The organism is Pseudomonas sp. BGI-2, assembly GCF_004310295.1.
Taxonomy (GTDB): Bacteria; Pseudomonadota; Gammaproteobacteria; order Pseudomonadales; family Pseudomonadaceae; genus Aquipseudomonas.
In genome coordinates this window covers 25,999-40,719 of the sequence record NZ_SISB01000029.1, presented here as the reverse complement: position 1 = coordinate 40,719, position 14,721 = coordinate 25,999, and the positions used below count along the sequence as shown (strand labels likewise).

The window sequence follows — 14,721 nt, the reverse complement described above, 5'->3', positions numbered from 1 at the left end:
TTGTAGGAGCGAGGCTTGCCCGCGAAAGGGCCCTCAAGCAGACAACATCTCCCGCAACACCCCACAATCCGCCGCATGCCAATCCGTCAGCTCCGGCCAAGGGTTATCCGGCAAATTCACCAACACCGTCCGCGCTCCCGCCGCTCGACCGCAATCCAGATCAAAGCGGTAATCACCGACCATCACCATCTCGCTCGCCGGCACGTTCCAGGCCTCGGCCAACTTCAGCAAACCACCGGGATGCGGTTTAGGCGGCGCTTCATCACGGCCCAGCACATCCTCCACGGCAAAGCAGTCAGCCAGGCCGATCGCCTCCAGTGTCACGTGCGCCAGCTCCCGGGCATTGCGCGTGAGAATGCCCAGGTGATAACCGCGCCCGGCCAACTCCCGCACCAGCTCCACTGCGCCCGGCGCCGCTTTCGAACCCAACGCCAGGTCCCGTTCGTGCTCCAACAGCCACGCATGTTTGGCTGCGGCTTCATCGGCCGGCAGCGCTGCGAGGTGGGTCAATATGTCGTCTTCCGCCGGAATCGCCAACGCCACGCGAATCGCCGCGAAGTCATGCACGGCCACCGTCAGGGTGCCGTCCATGTCGAACACCCAATGCCGCACCTCGGCCAGGCTCATGCCCAATCCTTGCGATGGCGGATCAAGCCTTCCTGAGTGACCGAAGCCACCAATTGCCCGCCACGATTGAACACGCTGCCACGGGTGAACCCGCGAGAATTGCCGGCCCACGGGCTGTCCATCGCGTACAGCAACCAGTCATCGGCGCGAAGATCCGCATGGAACCACAGCGCGTGATCGAGGCTGGCGACCTGCATGTCTTTCTGCCAGACCGATTTGCCGTGGGGCTGCATCGAGGTGGTCAGCAGACCGAAGTCCGACGCATAGGCCAGCAGGTATTTGTGCAACGCCGGAGAATCGGCCAAGGCACCGTCGGCACGAAACCAGACGTACTTGACCGGATCGGACGGTTGCGGGTTGTAGGGATCTTTCTCGGTGATCGGTCGGAATTCGATCGGTTTGGGGCACAGAAATTTTTCGCGCATGTGCTCGGGAATCAGGTGCGCACGCTGTTGGGTGAGCTCAAGTTCCGAAGGCAGGTTTTCCGGGCCGACCACGGTCGGCATCTCGGCCTGGTGCTCGAAGCCTTTTTCGTCGTACTGAAACGACGCACTGCAAGTGAAGATCGGGTTGCCCTTCTGGATCGCCGTCACCCGACGCGTGCTGAAACTGCCGCCATCACGCACCCGGTCAACCTGATACACCACGGGCAACGCGGAATCGCCCGGGCGCAGGAAATAGCCGTGCATCGAATGCACATGGCGCGCTTCTTCGACCGTCTGACTGGCCGCCGACAAGGACTGACCGATCACCTGACCGCCGAACAACTGACGAAAACCCAGGTCCTGACTGCGGCCACGGAACAGGTTTTCTTCGATCGGTTCCAGGGTCAGCAGGTCGACCAGATCATCCAACACTTGGCTCATTCAGACTCTCCTCACACAAAGCATGCCGCGCAGTCTGGGCTGCGACGGTCGATTCAGTTTATGGCCAGGGCCCATGGGGGCCATTGTAAACGTCCGTGCCTGCTTATCCATGCAAGGTTTGCAGCCATTGTTCACGGGTGATGCGATACAACACATGGTGGCGCAGGGGATGATCGGCCGCGAGCCTGGGATGTTCAAAATCATCGGCTGAATCATGGTGCATGCCGATTGCCTGCATGACTTTCTGCGACAGCATGTTGGTTTCGGTGGTGAACGACACGACTTCTTTCAGCGGCATCCGGTCAAACCCGCATCGCAGAGCGGTCCACGCCGCTTCACTGGCATAACCCAGCCCCCAATGCTCGCGCGCCAGGCGCCAGCCGATTTCTGTAGCCGGGGTAAACGGTGCATCGAAACCGACCACGCCGAGGCCGGTGAAACCGATGAATGCCCCGGTGTCCTTGCGCTCCAGCGCCCAGAGGCCGAAGCCATGTTCGGCAAAATGCCCACGAATCCGTCCGATCAGCGAAGCACTTTCGAGACGACTCAAGGGTGCCGGAAAATAGCGCATGACCTGTGGATCGGCGCACATCGCCGCGAACTCCGGCAAATCCTCATCGCGCCACTGCCGCAACAGCAGTCGCGCGCTCTCGAGTTTCAGTATCGGCTCCATCGTGCCCTCCCCTTTCCATGCCGCAAGTCTACAACGCTGGTAGGATCCTTCACTCATTCCTACCTGAATTCGTTATGCCGCTGCCGCTGATCTACCACGAAGACTACAGCCCCGAGTTCCCGGCGGATCACCGCTTCCCGATGGACAAGTTTCGCCTGCTGCGCGATCACTTGGTGGACAGCGGCCTGACCCGGGACGCCGACCTGCTGCGCCCTGAACTCTGTCCCCCGGAGATTCTTGCCCTCGCGCATGACGCTGCCTATATCGAACGCTACATGAGTGGCGAGTTGTCCCGCGAAGACCAGCGGCGCCTAGGCCTGCCCTGGAGTGAAGCACTGGCCCGGCGCACGGTGCGGGCGGTCGGCGGTTCGTTGCTGGCGGCGGAACAGGCGCTGCAACACGGCCTGGCCTGTCATCTGGCCGGTGGCACGCATCACGCGCATTACGACTATCCGGCGGGTTTCTGCATCTTCAATGACCTGGCGGTGATCAGCCATTTCCTACTGGAAAGCGGCCGTGTGAATCGGGTGCTGATCTTCGATTGCGACGTGCATCAGGGCGACGGGACTGCACGAATACTGCACAACACCCCGGACGCGATAACCGTTTCCCTTCACTGCGAAAAGAATTTTCCTGCACGCAAGGCTGAAAGTGATTGGGACATCCCGCTGCCCAAAGGCATGGGCGATGCCGATTATTTGAAGGTAGTGGACGATGCGCTGAATTATTTGCTGCCACTCTACCAACCGGATCTGGTGTTGTACGACGCCGGGGTCGATGTGCATAAGGACGACGCACTCGGCTACCTGAAGCTGACAGACGAAGGCGTTGCCGCTCGCGATGAAAGCGTGATGCGTCATTGCCTGGGGCGGGATATTCCGGTGGTCGGGGTGATTGGCGGCGGCTACAGCAAGGACCGCAAGGCCTTGGCGCGCCGCCACGGAATCCTGCACCACAGCGCGCAGCGGGTCTGGCAGTCATCAGGTTGTCATTGAGTTGTGGATGCTTTACCCACAATGTCTGTGGAACTGCCTGTGGATAACCTGAGTGAAAGGTCCTGCAGGCCATGCTGCCTATAGCCGGCAAAATGGTGGTTGTTTTTTGATCAGTCATCTGAAAACACCGCTGATCAAATGTGGGAGCGGGCTTGCTCGCGAAAGCGGTGTATCAGTCGACATCAATGTTGAATGTTAAATCGCTTTCGCGAGCAAGCCCGCTCCCACAATGCTTCGTGCTGGTAGAATGCGCGGCTTATTCCGCCACGCCGCAGCTCTAGCCATGACCCAGCCCTCGCCTTCCTCCACTTCTCACGTCGCAATCATCGGCGGCGGCCCCGCCGGTTTGATGGCGGCTGAAGTGCTGAGCCAGGCCGGGATCAAGGTCGACCTGTACGACGGCATGCCTTCAGTTGGGCGAAAATTCCTGCTGGCCGGTGTGGGTGGCATGAACATCACCCATTCCGAAGCCTACCCGGCATTTCTCTCGCGCTACGCCGAACGCGCGCCGCAGATTGCGCCGTTGCTACGTTCCTTCGGCGCCGATGCGCTATGCCAATGGATTCATGACCTGGGCATTGAAACCTTTGTCGGCAGCTCCGGCCGAGTTTTTCCTACAGACATGAAAGCCGCCCCGCTGTTACGCGCCTGGCTCAAACGACTGCGAGACGCTGGCGTCGTTATCCACACCCGCCACCGCTGGCTTGGTTGGGATGACAGCGGTGGTTTGCGCATTGATAGCCCCGACGGTGAAAAAACCGTTCGACCCGACGCAACCCTGCTGGCCCTCGGCGGCGGCAGCTGGTCGCGCCTCGGCTCGGATGGCGCCTGGATGCTGGCACTGGAACAACGCGGCGTAGGACTGATGCCGCTGCAACCGAGTAATTGCGGCTTCGAGGTGCAGGCCTGGAGCGAGTTGATGGTCAGCAAATTCGCCGGCGCACCGCTGAAAAACATCGCCATTGGCCTCAATGACGACGTCCCACGGCTCGGCGAATGTGTGATCACGGCGACCGGGATTGAAGGCAGTTTGATCTACGCCTTGTCGGCGCCGATCCGTGAAGCCATCAATCAGCACGGCTCGGCGACCCTTCACCTCGACCTGTTACCGGGCAGGCCTGTGGATAAAGTGCAGGCTGCGCTGAGCAAACCGCGCGGGTCTCGTTCCATGTCGAAACATTTGCACAGCCAGCTCGGGATCGAGGGTGTGAAAGCGGCGTTGCTGCGCGAACTCACTCCGGCCGAATGCTTCGCTGATCCGGCGCTGCTGGCCAAAGCGATCAAGGCATTGCCACTGACGTTGGTGAAAACCCGTCCGCTGGATGAAGCCATCAGCAGCGCCGGTGGCGTGATGTTCGAATCGATGGATGAACGATTGATGCTCAAGCAACTGCCTGGCGTGTTCTGCGCGGGTGAAATGCTCGATTGGGAAGCGCCGACTGGCGGCTATCTGCTGACCGCGTGTTTCGCCAGTGGGCGAGCGGCGGGGTTGGGGATTGTGGAATGGTTGAAGCGCAAGGGCTGAAGACCGAGGCGCACCCTTCGCGGGCAAGCCTCGCTCCTACGGATTGGTGGTGCTCTTGTAGGAGCGAGGCTTGCCCGCGAAGGCGTCCTGACAGACGCCGAAGCTTTTTAAGGCTTACGCTTACGGGGCCCGGTATTGAACACCGGGACCTTGCGCACAGGCTTGATCGAAGGCTCCGGCACCGAAGCATCCCCGCTCTCAACCCACTTACCCAAGTTGCGCTTACCGCCACCGGAGGTCTTCGGCTTCTTCGGTTTTTTCGGCTTCTTCACCACCTGACCGCTGGCATCGGTATCCGGTACCCGGTGCTCAGGCTCGAAGTCATGTTCCATCTGCCGAGGCAACGTCTGACGCGTCAACGTCTCGATGGCCGACAGCAAATTCACTTCATCGGCGCACACCAGCGAAATAGCCTGCCCGGTGGCACCTGCACGACCGGTACGACCGATCCGGTGGATGTAGTCCTCTGCCACGATTGGCAGGTCGAAGTTGACCACCAATGGCAAATCTTCGATATCCAGACCACGGGCGGCAACGTCAGTGGCCACAAGGATCTGCACTTCACTGGCCTTGAACCGGTCCAGCGCACGCTGGCGGGTTGCCTGCGGTTTGTCGCCGTGGATGCCGTCGGCGTTGATGCCCAGGCCCTGGAGCTTTTCCACCAGCGCGTCCACACCATTGCGGGTCTTGGCGAACACCAGCACCTGCTTCCACTTGCCCTTGCGCATCAAATGAATGAACAGCTCCGGCTTGCGCTTCTTGTCCACCACCACAACCCATTGCTTGACGGTGTTGGCAGCGACGTTGCGCGGGCTGACTTCGATGCTCAACGGATCGTTGAGCATTTGTCCGGCCAGCAAACGGATCGCGTCGGAGAAGGTCGCGGAAAACAACAACGTCTGACGTTGCTTCGGCAGCACGCGGTAAATATTCCCCAGCTCCTCGGAAAAACCCAGATCGAGCATGCGGTCGGCTTCGTCAAGAATCAGGGTTTGCAGCTGATTGAACTTGAGGGCCTTCTGGCGATACAAGTCGAGCAAACGTCCCGGGGTCGCCACCAGCACGTCGACACCTTTGCGCAGCTTCATCATTTGCGGGTTGATGCTGACGCCGCCGTACACCGCGTAAGTGCTCAACGGCAGGTTTTCGGCGTACTGACGCACGGCTTCGTGAACCTGTTCCGCCAGTTCGCGGGTCGGCACCAGGATCAGCGCGCGCACCGAATTGGAGGCAACTTTCGGCCCTTCCATGGTCAGCAACTGCAGCAGCGGCAGCGCGAAACCGGCGGTCTTGCCGGTGCCGGTCTGGGCCGCAGCCATCAGGTCGCGACCGGCCAGCACCGCCGGAATGGCTTGCGCCTGAACCGGCGTAGGAGTCTGGTAGCCGAGCGTCTCGAGAGAGCGCAGCAAGGGTTCGATCAGGCCAAGGGAGGCGAAAGTCATGGGATTACCGTAGGAAAATTCAGCGCGGGTGTGCAATGGCGCGCAGTTTACCCTAATTCACGCTCGATTCTGTCTGCACCACGGCAGCCGGTCGAACCGGCGCCCGTCGCCATTGCGGCAACCCGATCAACACCACTGCACTGATGATCACCAACATCGCCAACCCTTCTTCGATCCCGATGGTCTCGCCGACAAACACAATCCCCAGCAACACCGCGACCGCCGGGTTGACGTAGGCATAACTGGTCGCCGCCGCTGGACGCACGTTTTTCAACAGGTACATGTAGGCGTTGAAGGCGATGATCGAACCGAAGACAGTCAGGTAGGCCAAGGCTGCCCAGCCTTCAATCGGCGGCATGCTTTCCAGATGCTCACCACTCACGGCGCTGCCGATCAACAACGCCACGCCGCCCACCAGCATTTGCACGGCACTGGCCATCGCGCCCTGGGGCAACGGCAAGTGTTTGCTCCAGACTGAACCGAAGGCCCAGGAAGCTGCCGCGGATATCAGCAAAGCGGCGCCCAGCGGGCTCGATTGCAAGTTGGAGCCGAGGTTGAGCATGGCAATGCCGATCAGCCCGAGCACAATCCCAGCCCATTCGAGACGGGTATTACGCGCGCCCCAGAAATAGCCGCAGAGCAAGGTAAACAGCGGCACTGTCGCCACCGCCAGCGCGGCAACGCCGGAAGCGACACCCGTGTGCTCGGCGACACTGACCGCACCGTTACCGCAGGTCAGCAGCAAGATCCCGATGATCCCGGCGGCCTTCCACTGCGCCCAGGTCGGGGCCGGCGCCCCGCGCCAGCGCAGGAAGGCGTACATCAAGGTCCCGGCGATCACGAAACGAATACCGGCGAGCAGCAACGGCGGCCAGTACTCCACGCCGATGCGAATCACCAGGTAGGTCGAACCCCAAATCACGTACAACGCGAAAAAGGCAGCGATCAACGGTAAGGGAAAACGACGTAAGCCAGGCATGGGCAACTCGATGACGGGACAATGTGAACAGCTATTCTAGAAAGGCCAGCGGCGTAAAATAAGTTACAAAACCTGTTTATAGCGCCGGTACACTTTTCAAAACACGGAGATTGCCGTTATAACCCGTGCTTTCGAAAGCCAGTCATTTTTCAGGATTACCACGATTGATAAATACGACCGCATGCTCCTCAGCGCCCTGCTGGAAAACGGTCGTGCGTCCTACGCCGACCTGGCGCGCAAGGTCAACCTGTCCGCCCCGGCCGTGGCCGAGCGCGTGGCCAAACTCGAAGCCTGCGGGGTGATTACCGGTTACCAGGCGAAAGTCGATATGGCCAAGCTTGGGTTGCCGATCCAGTGCGTGATCGAACTGCGCCTGAACCAGCACGGCAACCAGAAGGCCTACGACGACCTGATCAAAATCCCACAACTGACCGAGTGCCACCGGGTGACGGGTGATCCGTGCGTGATCATGCAAGCGGCGGTGGGGTCGATGCCGGAGCTGGAAGAGTTGATCAATCGCATCGCCAAGTTCGGATTCAGCAAGACGTCGATTGTGCTGTCGAGCGCCATCGAGAAGCGCGTGCCGTTGGGGCAATTGGAAGGTAATGGTAAGTAGCGATGCGGATGACGCCTTCGCGGGCAAGCCTCGCTCCTACAGGGTTTACGCCGGCCGAATGAACACTGCAAAAACTGTAGGAGCGAGGCTTGCCCGCGAAGAGGCCCGCCAGAACACCACAAATCCTAGAACCCGCGATGACGCTTGAGATGCTCATTGATCTTCGCCGCCGGCACTTTCTGCAGGCTGACCAGCAGATCGTGCGACAACTCGCGCAACCCATGCTTCTGCCGCAACTCCTGCGCCAGATGCGCCGTCAGGTTGGCCGCCATCTCGGCATCAGCCATGGCCCGGTGAGCCTTGCCGGTGTTGGGCAGCCTGGCGAAAGTGGTGAGGGTGCCGAGCTTGTGGTTCGGCGCGGCGGGCATCAGGCGGCGGGCGAGCAGCAGCGAGCAGGCGAAGTTCTGCAAGCGGGTGCGTTTGATGCGGCTGAGTTCGAAGTCCCAGAACTTCTGGTCGAACGCGGCGTTGTGCGCCAGCAGCGGCGTGATGCCGACGAATTCGTTGACTTCGTTCATCACCTGCTCGGCCGATGGCGCGGTGCGCAGCATGGCGTTGCTGATGCCGGTGAGTTGTTCGATGAAGGCCGGGACGCGCACGCCGGCGTTCATCAAACTCTGGTAACGCTCGACGATGCGCCCCTGTTCAAGGATCACCACGGCAATTTCTGTGGCCCGGCAACTGCTGTTCGGGGAGATCCCGGTGGTTTCAAAGTCGATGACTGCTATGCGTTCCAAACCTGTTTCAACTCCGTAAAAATCAATTCTTGAGCAGCAACGCGCCTTCGATCGGCACGTAGCGGCTGGCCGCGCGAATCAGCGAGTTGGCCGTCAGGCCCGGCACGCCGTAGGCCACGGCTTGCACGCCGTGCTTGGTGATGATGCGCTCCAGCAGCATGTCGAAGTCTCCGTCGCCGGAGGCCAGCACCACTTCGTCGACATGATCGGCGGCGTCCATGATATCGAGGGTGATGCCCACGTCCCAGTCGCCCTTGGCCGAGCCGTCGCTGCGCTGGATGTAGGGTTTGAGCTTCACGATGAAGCCGAGGTTGCGCAGGATCTGCTGGAATTGCTGCTGCTTGCTGTCGCCGCGATCGATCGCGTAGGCATAAGCCTCGACGATCTCGCCCTGTTTGCTGATATCAGCCCACAGCGCGGCGTAGTTGAAGTGACAACCATAGGCCTGACGCACGGTGTAATAGAGGTTCTGGACATCGGCGAACACCGCGATTTTTTTCACCGTGCATCCTCTTTGGCGCTGTCGCGCGCAAGCTGGGTCAGGCACCAGGCCCGAAAAGTGGCCCAGTATGCCAGCCTGAAGGATTGTTCCGCGAATAATCGGCCATGCGGCGAGGGAGCAAGTCCCTCGCCATCGGTGAATCAGACGAAGGAGTCGTCGTCGCCGCCAAAGAACGATGAACTGTCATCGCTATAGTCGGCGTCGGTGAAGCCGCCCTGATCGTTGGCGTTGTTGTCCGCCACGCGCTGGTCATCGCCCCAGCCGTTGCCGCTGTCGCTCTGATCGTTGACCTGAGCTGGCTCTTCTTTGATGACTTCCGCCACTTCCGGTTGCTGATTGTGTTGGAACAGGCTGCTGATGCCTTGCGCCAGCATCACGCCACCGGCCACGCCAGCCGCCGTTTTCAGCGCACCGCCGAGGAAGCCGTTGCCAACAGGTTGTTGCGGCGCGTAGTTCTGCTGAGGCGGCGCTGCACCGAAATTTTGCTGTGGTGGCTGCGAATTGAACGACAGCCGCCCCGGCTCACGCCATCCGCCACTGGAGGGCGGCGCGCTTTGCGTGGGTGCTGGTTGTGGATCACGGGAACCGCCACCGAAGATGCTCGATAAAAAGCCACCACTGGCGGGCGCCTGAGTCTTGGCCGATTGCAGTTCGGCCTGCAATTGCTGCACTTGCTGGGCGAGTTGCTTGTTCTGTTCGTCGAGGCTTTTGATGGCGGCTTCTTGCACCAGAATCGCCTGGGCCATGAAATAGCCTGCCGCAGGTTGGCGAGTCAGGTGTTCCTTGATCCGCGCCTCAGCCTGGGCGTCGCGTGGGGCTGAATCCGTTTCGGCCTGTTGCAGCCGGGAAAACAGTCCATCGATCAGGGTTTGTTCTTCGCTGTTCATGGCGACCTCGTAGATTGCCGGGAATATCGTCGTCCTCCTCCACTGTGGATGAGGTACACCTCCCTAATGGAGGTTGATGCAGGATGTTTCAATGGTCTTTACCGAACGTTTACGTTTGCGCCCCAAAGGGCTTCATCGGTTAAAGTGGGCCACTGCTTTCAACCTGCGATATCGACTGATGAATTCGTTAGATGTACTGCGTGACTCTCTGTATTTCTTCAAACGCAATCTGGGCCAGATTGTGCGGCTGTGCCTGCCGCTGGTGATCTTCGAAGCGCTACTGCAACAAGTCGTCGATCGCTCCACCGAGCCGGACAGTTTCCCCGGTATCAGCGTGATGGTCGGCTTGTTGGTTTATCCGCTGTACACCGCCGCATTGATCCTGTTTCTCGATGCCCGCAGCCGTGGCGAATCGCCGAGCAACCGCGAATTGTTGTCCAGGTCGGCCTACCTGTGGCCGCGCTTCGCCCTGCTCACAGCCCTCAACACCTTGCTGATCCTGATCGGGTTGTCGCTGTACTTCCTGCCGGGCATCTGGCTGATGGTGACCCTGGCATTCGGGGAGTACTTGCTGGTGCTGCGCGGCCTGGCCCCGCTGGCGGCGATGAAGGAAAGCCTGCGCCTGACCCGCGGCCATTTCCTGCGCATCCTGGTGTGCATCCTGTGCGTGATGGGGCCGCTATGGGTACTCAAGGGCGCGACCCTCGCGATTTACCCGGAGCCGCAGAATCCGGCGATTTCGCTGCTGATCGACAGCGCGCACAGCTTTTTGCAACTGTTCACCAGCGTGGTGTTGTTCCGGTTGTTCATGCTGATCTGCGATGTGCCTGAAAAAATTGATGGCCCACTATGACCCATGGGCTTAAGCCCGACGCTCGGTTATGCTCAGGCTCATCTTTTGTAACGCTATAAGCCGAGCCATGACCCGTCTACTGCGCTACACCCTGCTGGGCCTGCTGATCGCGGCAGGCCTGATTGCCTTGCTGATCTACAACCTGACCTGGCGTCCCGAAGCCGAGGAAGCATTACCGGTCAGTTGCAGCACTCAGGCGCCCACACTGGTACCCGGCCAGGCGTTGAAAGTGATGACCTGGAACGTTCAGTACCTGGCGGGTAAACGCTACGTGTTCTGGAATGACCAGGCCGAAGGCGACGACGACAGCCCCACCCCCGAAGACATGGCCTTCAGCCTCGATGAAGTGGCGCGGGTGATTCGCGACGAGCAACCGGACATTGTGTTGTTGCAGGAACTGGATGACGGCGCCAAGGCCAGCGATTACCAGAACCAGTTCAAGTTGCTCCAGGAACGGGTCGCCGACCTTTATCCGTGCAGCGCTCACGCCTTCGACTGGAAAGCCGATTTCGTGCCGCTGCCGCACATCCTCGGCAGCGTCGGCCGGCAACTGGCCACCCTCAGCCGTTTCCAGATCGAACACGCCGAACGCCTGCAACTGCCGGTCGCGTCGGCCAACCTCATCAGCCGTCAGTTCAAACCGAAAAACGCTTTGCTGGTGACTTACCTGCCGTTGAGTGACGGTGGGCAGATCGCCGTGCTCAATACCCATCTGGACCGCGTCATCCAGCCCGACGAGACCCTGCAAGCCCAAGTGACCGCCGTGACCAAGGTGCTCGACAAGTTTGAAAGCCGTGGCACCCCGTGGTTGATCGGTGGCGACTTCAACCTGTTGCCGCTGGGCCAGTATCGACGCCTGCCCGACGAACAGCGCACGCCCTACTCCGTCGACAGCGCATTGCATGTGCTGTGGGATAAATACCCGATGATCCCGACCCACAACGAAGCCAGCGGTGTCGATCGGTCACGGTGGCTGACCCACTACCCGAATGATCCGGGCTTGAACGGCCCGGACCGGACGGTTGATTACCTCTTCTACAGCCCGCGGATCAAACGGGTCGAGGCCATGGTGAGGCAGGACGATACCTTGCGGATCTCCGATCATTTGCCGGTGATTGCGCGGTTCCTTTTGCCCGCCAACTGATGATGCACAACCTGTGGGAGCGGGCTTGCTCGCGAAGGCGATTTATCATTCAACATTGATGTCGACTGACCCACCGCTTTCGCGAGCAAGCCCGCTCCCACAGGGATCTCAATGCGCCTCTTCCAACTCATCATGCAGTAACCCGAAAATCCTGCGTTTCATGTCGATGAACGATCGCTCCATGACCATGTCCAGGGTTCGTGGGCGTTCGATCGGCACATCCAGAATCTGCTTGATCCGCCCAGGCCTGGCGCCCATCACGTAAACCCGATCCCCCAACAGAATCGCCTCGTCGATATCGTGGGTCACGAACAACACAGTCTTCTTGCTGTTGCCCCAGACCCGCAACAACAGCTGCTGCATTTGCAGGCGCGTCTGGCTGTCGAGTGCACCGAAGGGCTCGTCCATCAGCAAGATCTGCGGGTCGTTGGCCAGCGCCCGAGCAATGGCGACGCGTTGCATCATGCCGCCGGACAGCTGCTTGGCGTAGTTGTCGGCGAACCCGGTGAGGCCCACTTCATTGACGTAGTAATCGACGATTTCCTTGCGCTGTGGAGCCGCCATGCCACGCCGCTTGAGGCCGAACTCAACGTTCTGGCGCACGGTCAGCCAGGGGAACAGCGTATAGCTCTGGAACACCATGCCGCGATCCGCGCCCGGTCCTTGCACTTGTTGGCCGCCGACGTAGATTTCGCCTTCCGTGGGCTCATTCAGGCCGGCCGTGAGATACAGCAGACTCGACTTGCCGCAGCCCGAAGGCCCGACCAGCACGGCGAATTGTTGATCCGGCACTTCGAACGTCACCTGCTCCAGCGCTGTGAACATGCCGCCGTCAGGTTTCTGATAGCGCAGGCTGACCTTGTCCACTTGCAGCCGTGGCGCGGCCTGCACCGGGGCGGCCGTGGGTGTGACGAAACGCGGGGTGACGGCGCTTACTGAGCCCATGCGGCGATCCTCAGACGTAGGAAACGGAACAGTTGATCGGTGACCAGGCCCAGCAGGCCGATGATCGCGATTGCCAGGAAAATCACATCCACTTGAAAGCCGCGCATGGCTTTAAGGCTCAAGTAACCCAGGCCGCTGGATGCGGCGACCAGCTCGGCGACTACGAGGTACGTCCATGCCCAGCCCATGGTCACGCGCAGCGTGTCGAGCACACCCGGTAACGACGCCGGGGCGATCACATGCAGCACCGCATCGCGGCGGGTCGAACCCAGGGTGTAGGACGCGTTGATCAGGTCCTTGGAGATGCCTTTGGACACGTCCGCAATCATCACCAATTGCTGAAAAAACACGCCGAAGACAATCACCGACACTCGCTGCTCCAGACCGATGCCGATCCACAGAATGAACAATGGCACGAACGAAGTGACCGGCAGGTAGCGGATGAAATTCACCATCGGCTCAAGGAACGCCTGGACGATGCGAAAGCTGCCCATCAGCAACCCCAGCGGCACCGCCACCAGCGACGAGACGATGAAACCGACCATCACCACTTCGAGGCTGGCCCACACGTGCAAACCGAGTGTGCCGTCGCGGCTCAGGCGCACGGCGGCCTCGACCACCGCGCCCGGTGTCGGCAAGAACATGCCCGGCACCACGCCGCCGTAAGACAATCCGGCCCACAGGCCGATCAATAACACCCAGGCCAGACCGCTCGCGCTCCAAATCACCGAAACCGGCAGGCCGGTCTTTGGCGTGATGCAGCGGCTCAGCCATGAATTGCGCTTGAACATGCAAACCTCCTAGAGCGGGCTGACGAAGCGGTTGTCGATCAAGTCGTCATTGCTGACGTTGTAGGGTTTGCCCTGCAATTCACTGGCGGTCTCGTTGGCCAGTTTGATCAGCGGCTCGCTGTCACCCGGTTTACCCGGCGAACCGAAGAGCTTTTCGCTCATGGCCTGATCGTAGAAGCGCACGCCTTGCGCGGCAGCGGCCAGTTCCTTCGGATCGGCGAGGTACCCGCCAACGCCTTTGGCCATGATTTTGTAGGCCTCTTCCGGATGGTCCTTGGTGTACTGCACCGCTTTGTAGAGACCGGCGACCAATGCCTTGACGTCTTCCGGCTGCTTCTCGATGACCGTGCAGTTGAGCGCAACCACGTCGACAATCACCCCCGGTGTGCTGCTGCTGTCGATCAGCACTTTGCCTTGCTGCTTGTTGCGAACCATCGACAGATGCGGTTCCCAGGTCACAGCGGCCGGCACGCGACCGGCGATGAACGCGGTGGCGGCATCGTCGGCGGTCATGTTCTGCACGGTGATGTCGCTCATTTTCATGCCGTGTTTTTTCAGCAAGTACGACAGCCAGAACTGCGAGGTCGAACCTTCGTTCACCGCCACGGCTTTGCCCTTCAGCTCCTGCAGACTTTTGACCTCCTTGCCCACCAGCACGCCGTCGCCACCGTGGCTGTCATCGAGTGCAGCCACCGCCTTGAAACAGAATTGCGGGCGGTACTTGAGCACTTCGTCGATTGTCGACGCCGAGCCCGATAACTCTCCCGAGGCTTGCGCAGCCATGTACATCGAAGCCTCTTCGACGACAGGCAATTCGACGGTCAAACCGTTTTCCTTGAAGTAGCCCAGATCCCGGGCCAGGTAGAGCGTGCCATATCCGACCCACGTGGTGTGGCCGATGGACAGGGTGCCGGCCTGGGCGCTGGTAGCGACCGTGGCGGCGATGGCGGTGACCGCCAGTGGATGAGCGACGCGGGTAAGCAAGGACTTGATCATGGAGCACTCCCAAAGCTGTTGATTTAGTTTTGTCATGGGCAGTACGGCCAGTGGCCTTGGAGCAGAAGCAACCTGAGGTCTCTGATGGACCTTTCGGTGGTCAGCGTTTGGCTGACTGGCGAGGTCGATGTTGGACCAGGGCC

16 protein-coding genes are annotated in these 14,721 nt (G+C 60.4%); 5 read left to right on the top strand and 11 right to left on the bottom strand.

The window, feature by feature from the left end; genetic code table 11:
• Nucleotides 1-33: 33 nt before the first annotated feature.
• The 3 genes from EYC95_RS19610 to EYC95_RS19600 form a co-directional block, all read right to left on the bottom strand.
• Nucleotides 34-627 carry an HAD family hydrolase gene (locus EYC95_RS19610; RefSeq protein ID WP_131061831.1) on the bottom strand — a complete coding sequence of 198 codons (594 nt, stop codon included), beginning with the start codon at nucleotides 625-627 and terminating at the stop codon, nucleotides 34-36.
• Nucleotides 624-1,493 (bottom strand): acyl-CoA thioesterase II, encoded by an 870-nt coding sequence (tesB, locus tag EYC95_RS19605; protein WP_131061830.1) that lies wholly within the window; start codon nucleotides 1,491-1,493, stop codon nucleotides 624-626. The genes EYC95_RS19610 and tesB overlap by 4 nt, the downstream gene beginning before the upstream one ends.
• Nucleotides 1,494-1,596: 103 nt before the next feature.
• Nucleotides 1,597-2,166, bottom strand: coding sequence for a GNAT family N-acetyltransferase (locus tag EYC95_RS19600; protein ID WP_131061829.1), 570 nt, complete (start codon nucleotides 2,164-2,166; stop codon nucleotides 1,597-1,599).
• A gap of 74 nt (nucleotides 2,167-2,240) precedes the next feature.
• Between EYC95_RS19600 and EYC95_RS19595 the strand changes: the two genes are divergently transcribed.
• Both EYC95_RS19595 and EYC95_RS19590 read left to right on the top strand, forming a co-directional pair.
• Entirely contained in the window at nucleotides 2,241-3,161 is a 921-nt protein-coding gene (locus tag EYC95_RS19595) for a histone deacetylase (RefSeq protein WP_131061828.1), read from the top strand.
• Nucleotides 3,162-3,444: 283 nt separating this feature from the next.
• Nucleotides 3,445-4,686, top strand: a complete 1,242-nt coding sequence (locus tag EYC95_RS19590; protein WP_178083846.1) for a TIGR03862 family flavoprotein — start codon at nucleotides 3,445-3,447, stop codon at nucleotides 4,684-4,686.
• Between the two features lie 107 nt (nucleotides 4,687-4,793).
• Here EYC95_RS19590 and EYC95_RS19585 read toward each other — a convergent pair whose 3' ends face one another.
• Both EYC95_RS19585 and yedA read right to left on the bottom strand, forming a co-directional pair.
• Complete coding sequence (locus tag EYC95_RS19585) at nucleotides 4,794-6,128, bottom strand: DEAD/DEAH box helicase (RefSeq protein WP_131061826.1); 1,335 nt, start codon at nucleotides 6,126-6,128, stop codon at nucleotides 4,794-4,796.
• A 52-nt stretch (nucleotides 6,129-6,180) separates the two neighbouring features.
• Nucleotides 6,181-7,107: a drug/metabolite exporter YedA gene (gene yedA, locus EYC95_RS19580; protein WP_131061825.1), complete on the bottom strand. Its 927-nt coding sequence runs from the start codon at nucleotides 7,105-7,107 to the stop codon at nucleotides 6,181-6,183.
• 163 nt (nucleotides 7,108-7,270) lie between these two features.
• Between yedA and EYC95_RS19575 the strand changes: the two genes are divergently transcribed.
• Nucleotides 7,271-7,723, top strand: a complete 453-nt coding sequence (locus tag EYC95_RS19575; RefSeq protein ID WP_008149219.1) for an Lrp/AsnC family transcriptional regulator — start codon at nucleotides 7,271-7,273, stop codon at nucleotides 7,721-7,723.
• Between the two features lie 125 nt (nucleotides 7,724-7,848).
• On the opposite strand, the gene EYC95_RS19570 is transcribed toward EYC95_RS19575, so the two are convergent.
• The 3 genes from EYC95_RS19570 to EYC95_RS19560 form a co-directional block, all read right to left on the bottom strand.
• A complete protein-coding gene (locus EYC95_RS19570) occupies nucleotides 7,849-8,460 on the bottom strand; it encodes a PolC-type DNA polymerase III (protein ID WP_131061824.1) in 612 nt (203 codons plus the stop codon).
• 22 nt (nucleotides 8,461-8,482) lie between these two features.
• Complete coding sequence (locus EYC95_RS19565; protein WP_010467410.1) at nucleotides 8,483-8,962, bottom strand: NYN domain-containing protein; 480 nt, start codon at nucleotides 8,960-8,962, stop codon at nucleotides 8,483-8,485.
• 140 nt (nucleotides 8,963-9,102) lie between these two features.
• Nucleotides 9,103-9,849, bottom strand: coding sequence for a DUF2076 domain-containing protein (locus EYC95_RS19560; RefSeq protein WP_131061823.1), 747 nt, complete (start codon nucleotides 9,847-9,849; stop codon nucleotides 9,103-9,105).
• 178 nt (nucleotides 9,850-10,027) lie between these two features.
• On the opposite strand from EYC95_RS19560, the gene EYC95_RS19555 reads away from it, so the two are divergent.
• Together EYC95_RS19555 and EYC95_RS19550 are read left to right on the top strand one after the other, a co-directional pair.
• The gene (locus EYC95_RS19555; protein WP_131061822.1) at nucleotides 10,028-10,702 is read left to right on the top strand and encodes a YciC family protein; all 675 of its coding nucleotides are present in this window, start codon (nucleotides 10,028-10,030) and stop codon (nucleotides 10,700-10,702) included.
• Between the two features lie 67 nt (nucleotides 10,703-10,769).
• The gene (locus EYC95_RS19550; protein WP_131061821.1) at nucleotides 10,770-11,846 is read left to right on the top strand and encodes an endonuclease/exonuclease/phosphatase family protein; all 1,077 of its coding nucleotides are present in this window, start codon (nucleotides 10,770-10,772) and stop codon (nucleotides 11,844-11,846) included.
• A gap of 108 nt (nucleotides 11,847-11,954) precedes the next feature.
• On the opposite strand, the gene EYC95_RS19545 is transcribed toward EYC95_RS19550, so the two are convergent.
• The 3 genes from EYC95_RS19545 to EYC95_RS19535 are packed head-to-tail and all read right to left on the bottom strand — an operon-like array spanning nucleotide 11,955 to nucleotide 14,578.
• Nucleotides 11,955-12,791, bottom strand: coding sequence for an ABC transporter ATP-binding protein (locus EYC95_RS19545; RefSeq protein WP_131061820.1), 837 nt, complete (start codon nucleotides 12,789-12,791; stop codon nucleotides 11,955-11,957).
• A complete protein-coding gene (locus EYC95_RS19540) occupies nucleotides 12,779-13,582 on the bottom strand; it encodes an ABC transporter permease (RefSeq protein ID WP_131061819.1) in 804 nt (267 codons plus the stop codon). The genes EYC95_RS19545 and EYC95_RS19540 overlap by 13 nt, the downstream gene beginning before the upstream one ends.
• A 9-nt stretch (nucleotides 13,583-13,591) precedes the next feature.
• Entirely contained in the window at nucleotides 13,592-14,578 is a 987-nt protein-coding gene (locus tag EYC95_RS19535) for an ABC transporter substrate-binding protein (protein WP_131061818.1), read from the bottom strand.
• Between the last annotated feature and the right edge of the window lie 143 nt (nucleotides 14,579-14,721).

Bases quoted from the DNA above. Each gene is read 5' to 3' on its own strand.
- EYC95_RS19535 (WP_131061818.1), bottom strand. From the start codon at position 14,578: ATGATCAAGTCCTTGCTTACCCGCGTCGCTCATCCACTGGCGGTCACC.
- EYC95_RS19540 (WP_131061819.1), bottom strand. From the start codon at position 13,582: ATGTTCAAGCGCAATTCATGGCTGAGCCGCTGCATCACGCCAAAGACC.
- EYC95_RS19555 (WP_131061822.1), top strand. From the start codon at position 10,028: ATGAATTCGTTAGATGTACTGCGTGACTCTCTGTATTTCTTCAAACGC.
- tesB (WP_131061830.1), bottom strand. From the start codon at position 1,493: ATGAGCCAAGTGTTGGATGATCTGGTCGACCTGCTGACCCTGGAACCG.
- EYC95_RS19590 (WP_178083846.1), top strand. From the start codon at position 3,445: ATGACCCAGCCCTCGCCTTCCTCCACTTCTCACGTCGCAATCATCGGC.
- EYC95_RS19600 (WP_131061829.1), bottom strand. From the start codon at position 2,166: ATGGAGCCGATACTGAAACTCGAGAGCGCGCGACTGCTGTTGCGGCAG.
- EYC95_RS19550 (WP_131061821.1), top strand. From the start codon at position 10,770: ATGACCCGTCTACTGCGCTACACCCTGCTGGGCCTGCTGATCGCGGCA.
- EYC95_RS19545 (WP_131061820.1), bottom strand. From the start codon at position 12,791: ATGGGCTCAGTAAGCGCCGTCACCCCGCGTTTCGTCACACCCACGGCC.
- yedA (WP_131061825.1), bottom strand. From the start codon at position 7,107: ATGCCTGGCTTACGTCGTTTTCCCTTACCGTTGATCGCTGCCTTTTTC.
- EYC95_RS19595 (WP_131061828.1), top strand. From the start codon at position 2,241: ATGCCGCTGCCGCTGATCTACCACGAAGACTACAGCCCCGAGTTCCCG.
- EYC95_RS19560 (WP_131061823.1), bottom strand. From the start codon at position 9,849: ATGAACAGCGAAGAACAAACCCTGATCGATGGACTGTTTTCCCGGCTG.
- EYC95_RS19585 (WP_131061826.1), bottom strand. From the start codon at position 6,128: ATGACTTTCGCCTCCCTTGGCCTGATCGAACCCTTGCTGCGCTCTCTC.
- EYC95_RS19610 (WP_131061831.1), bottom strand. From the start codon at position 627: ATGAGCCTGGCCGAGGTGCGGCATTGGGTGTTCGACATGGACGGCACC.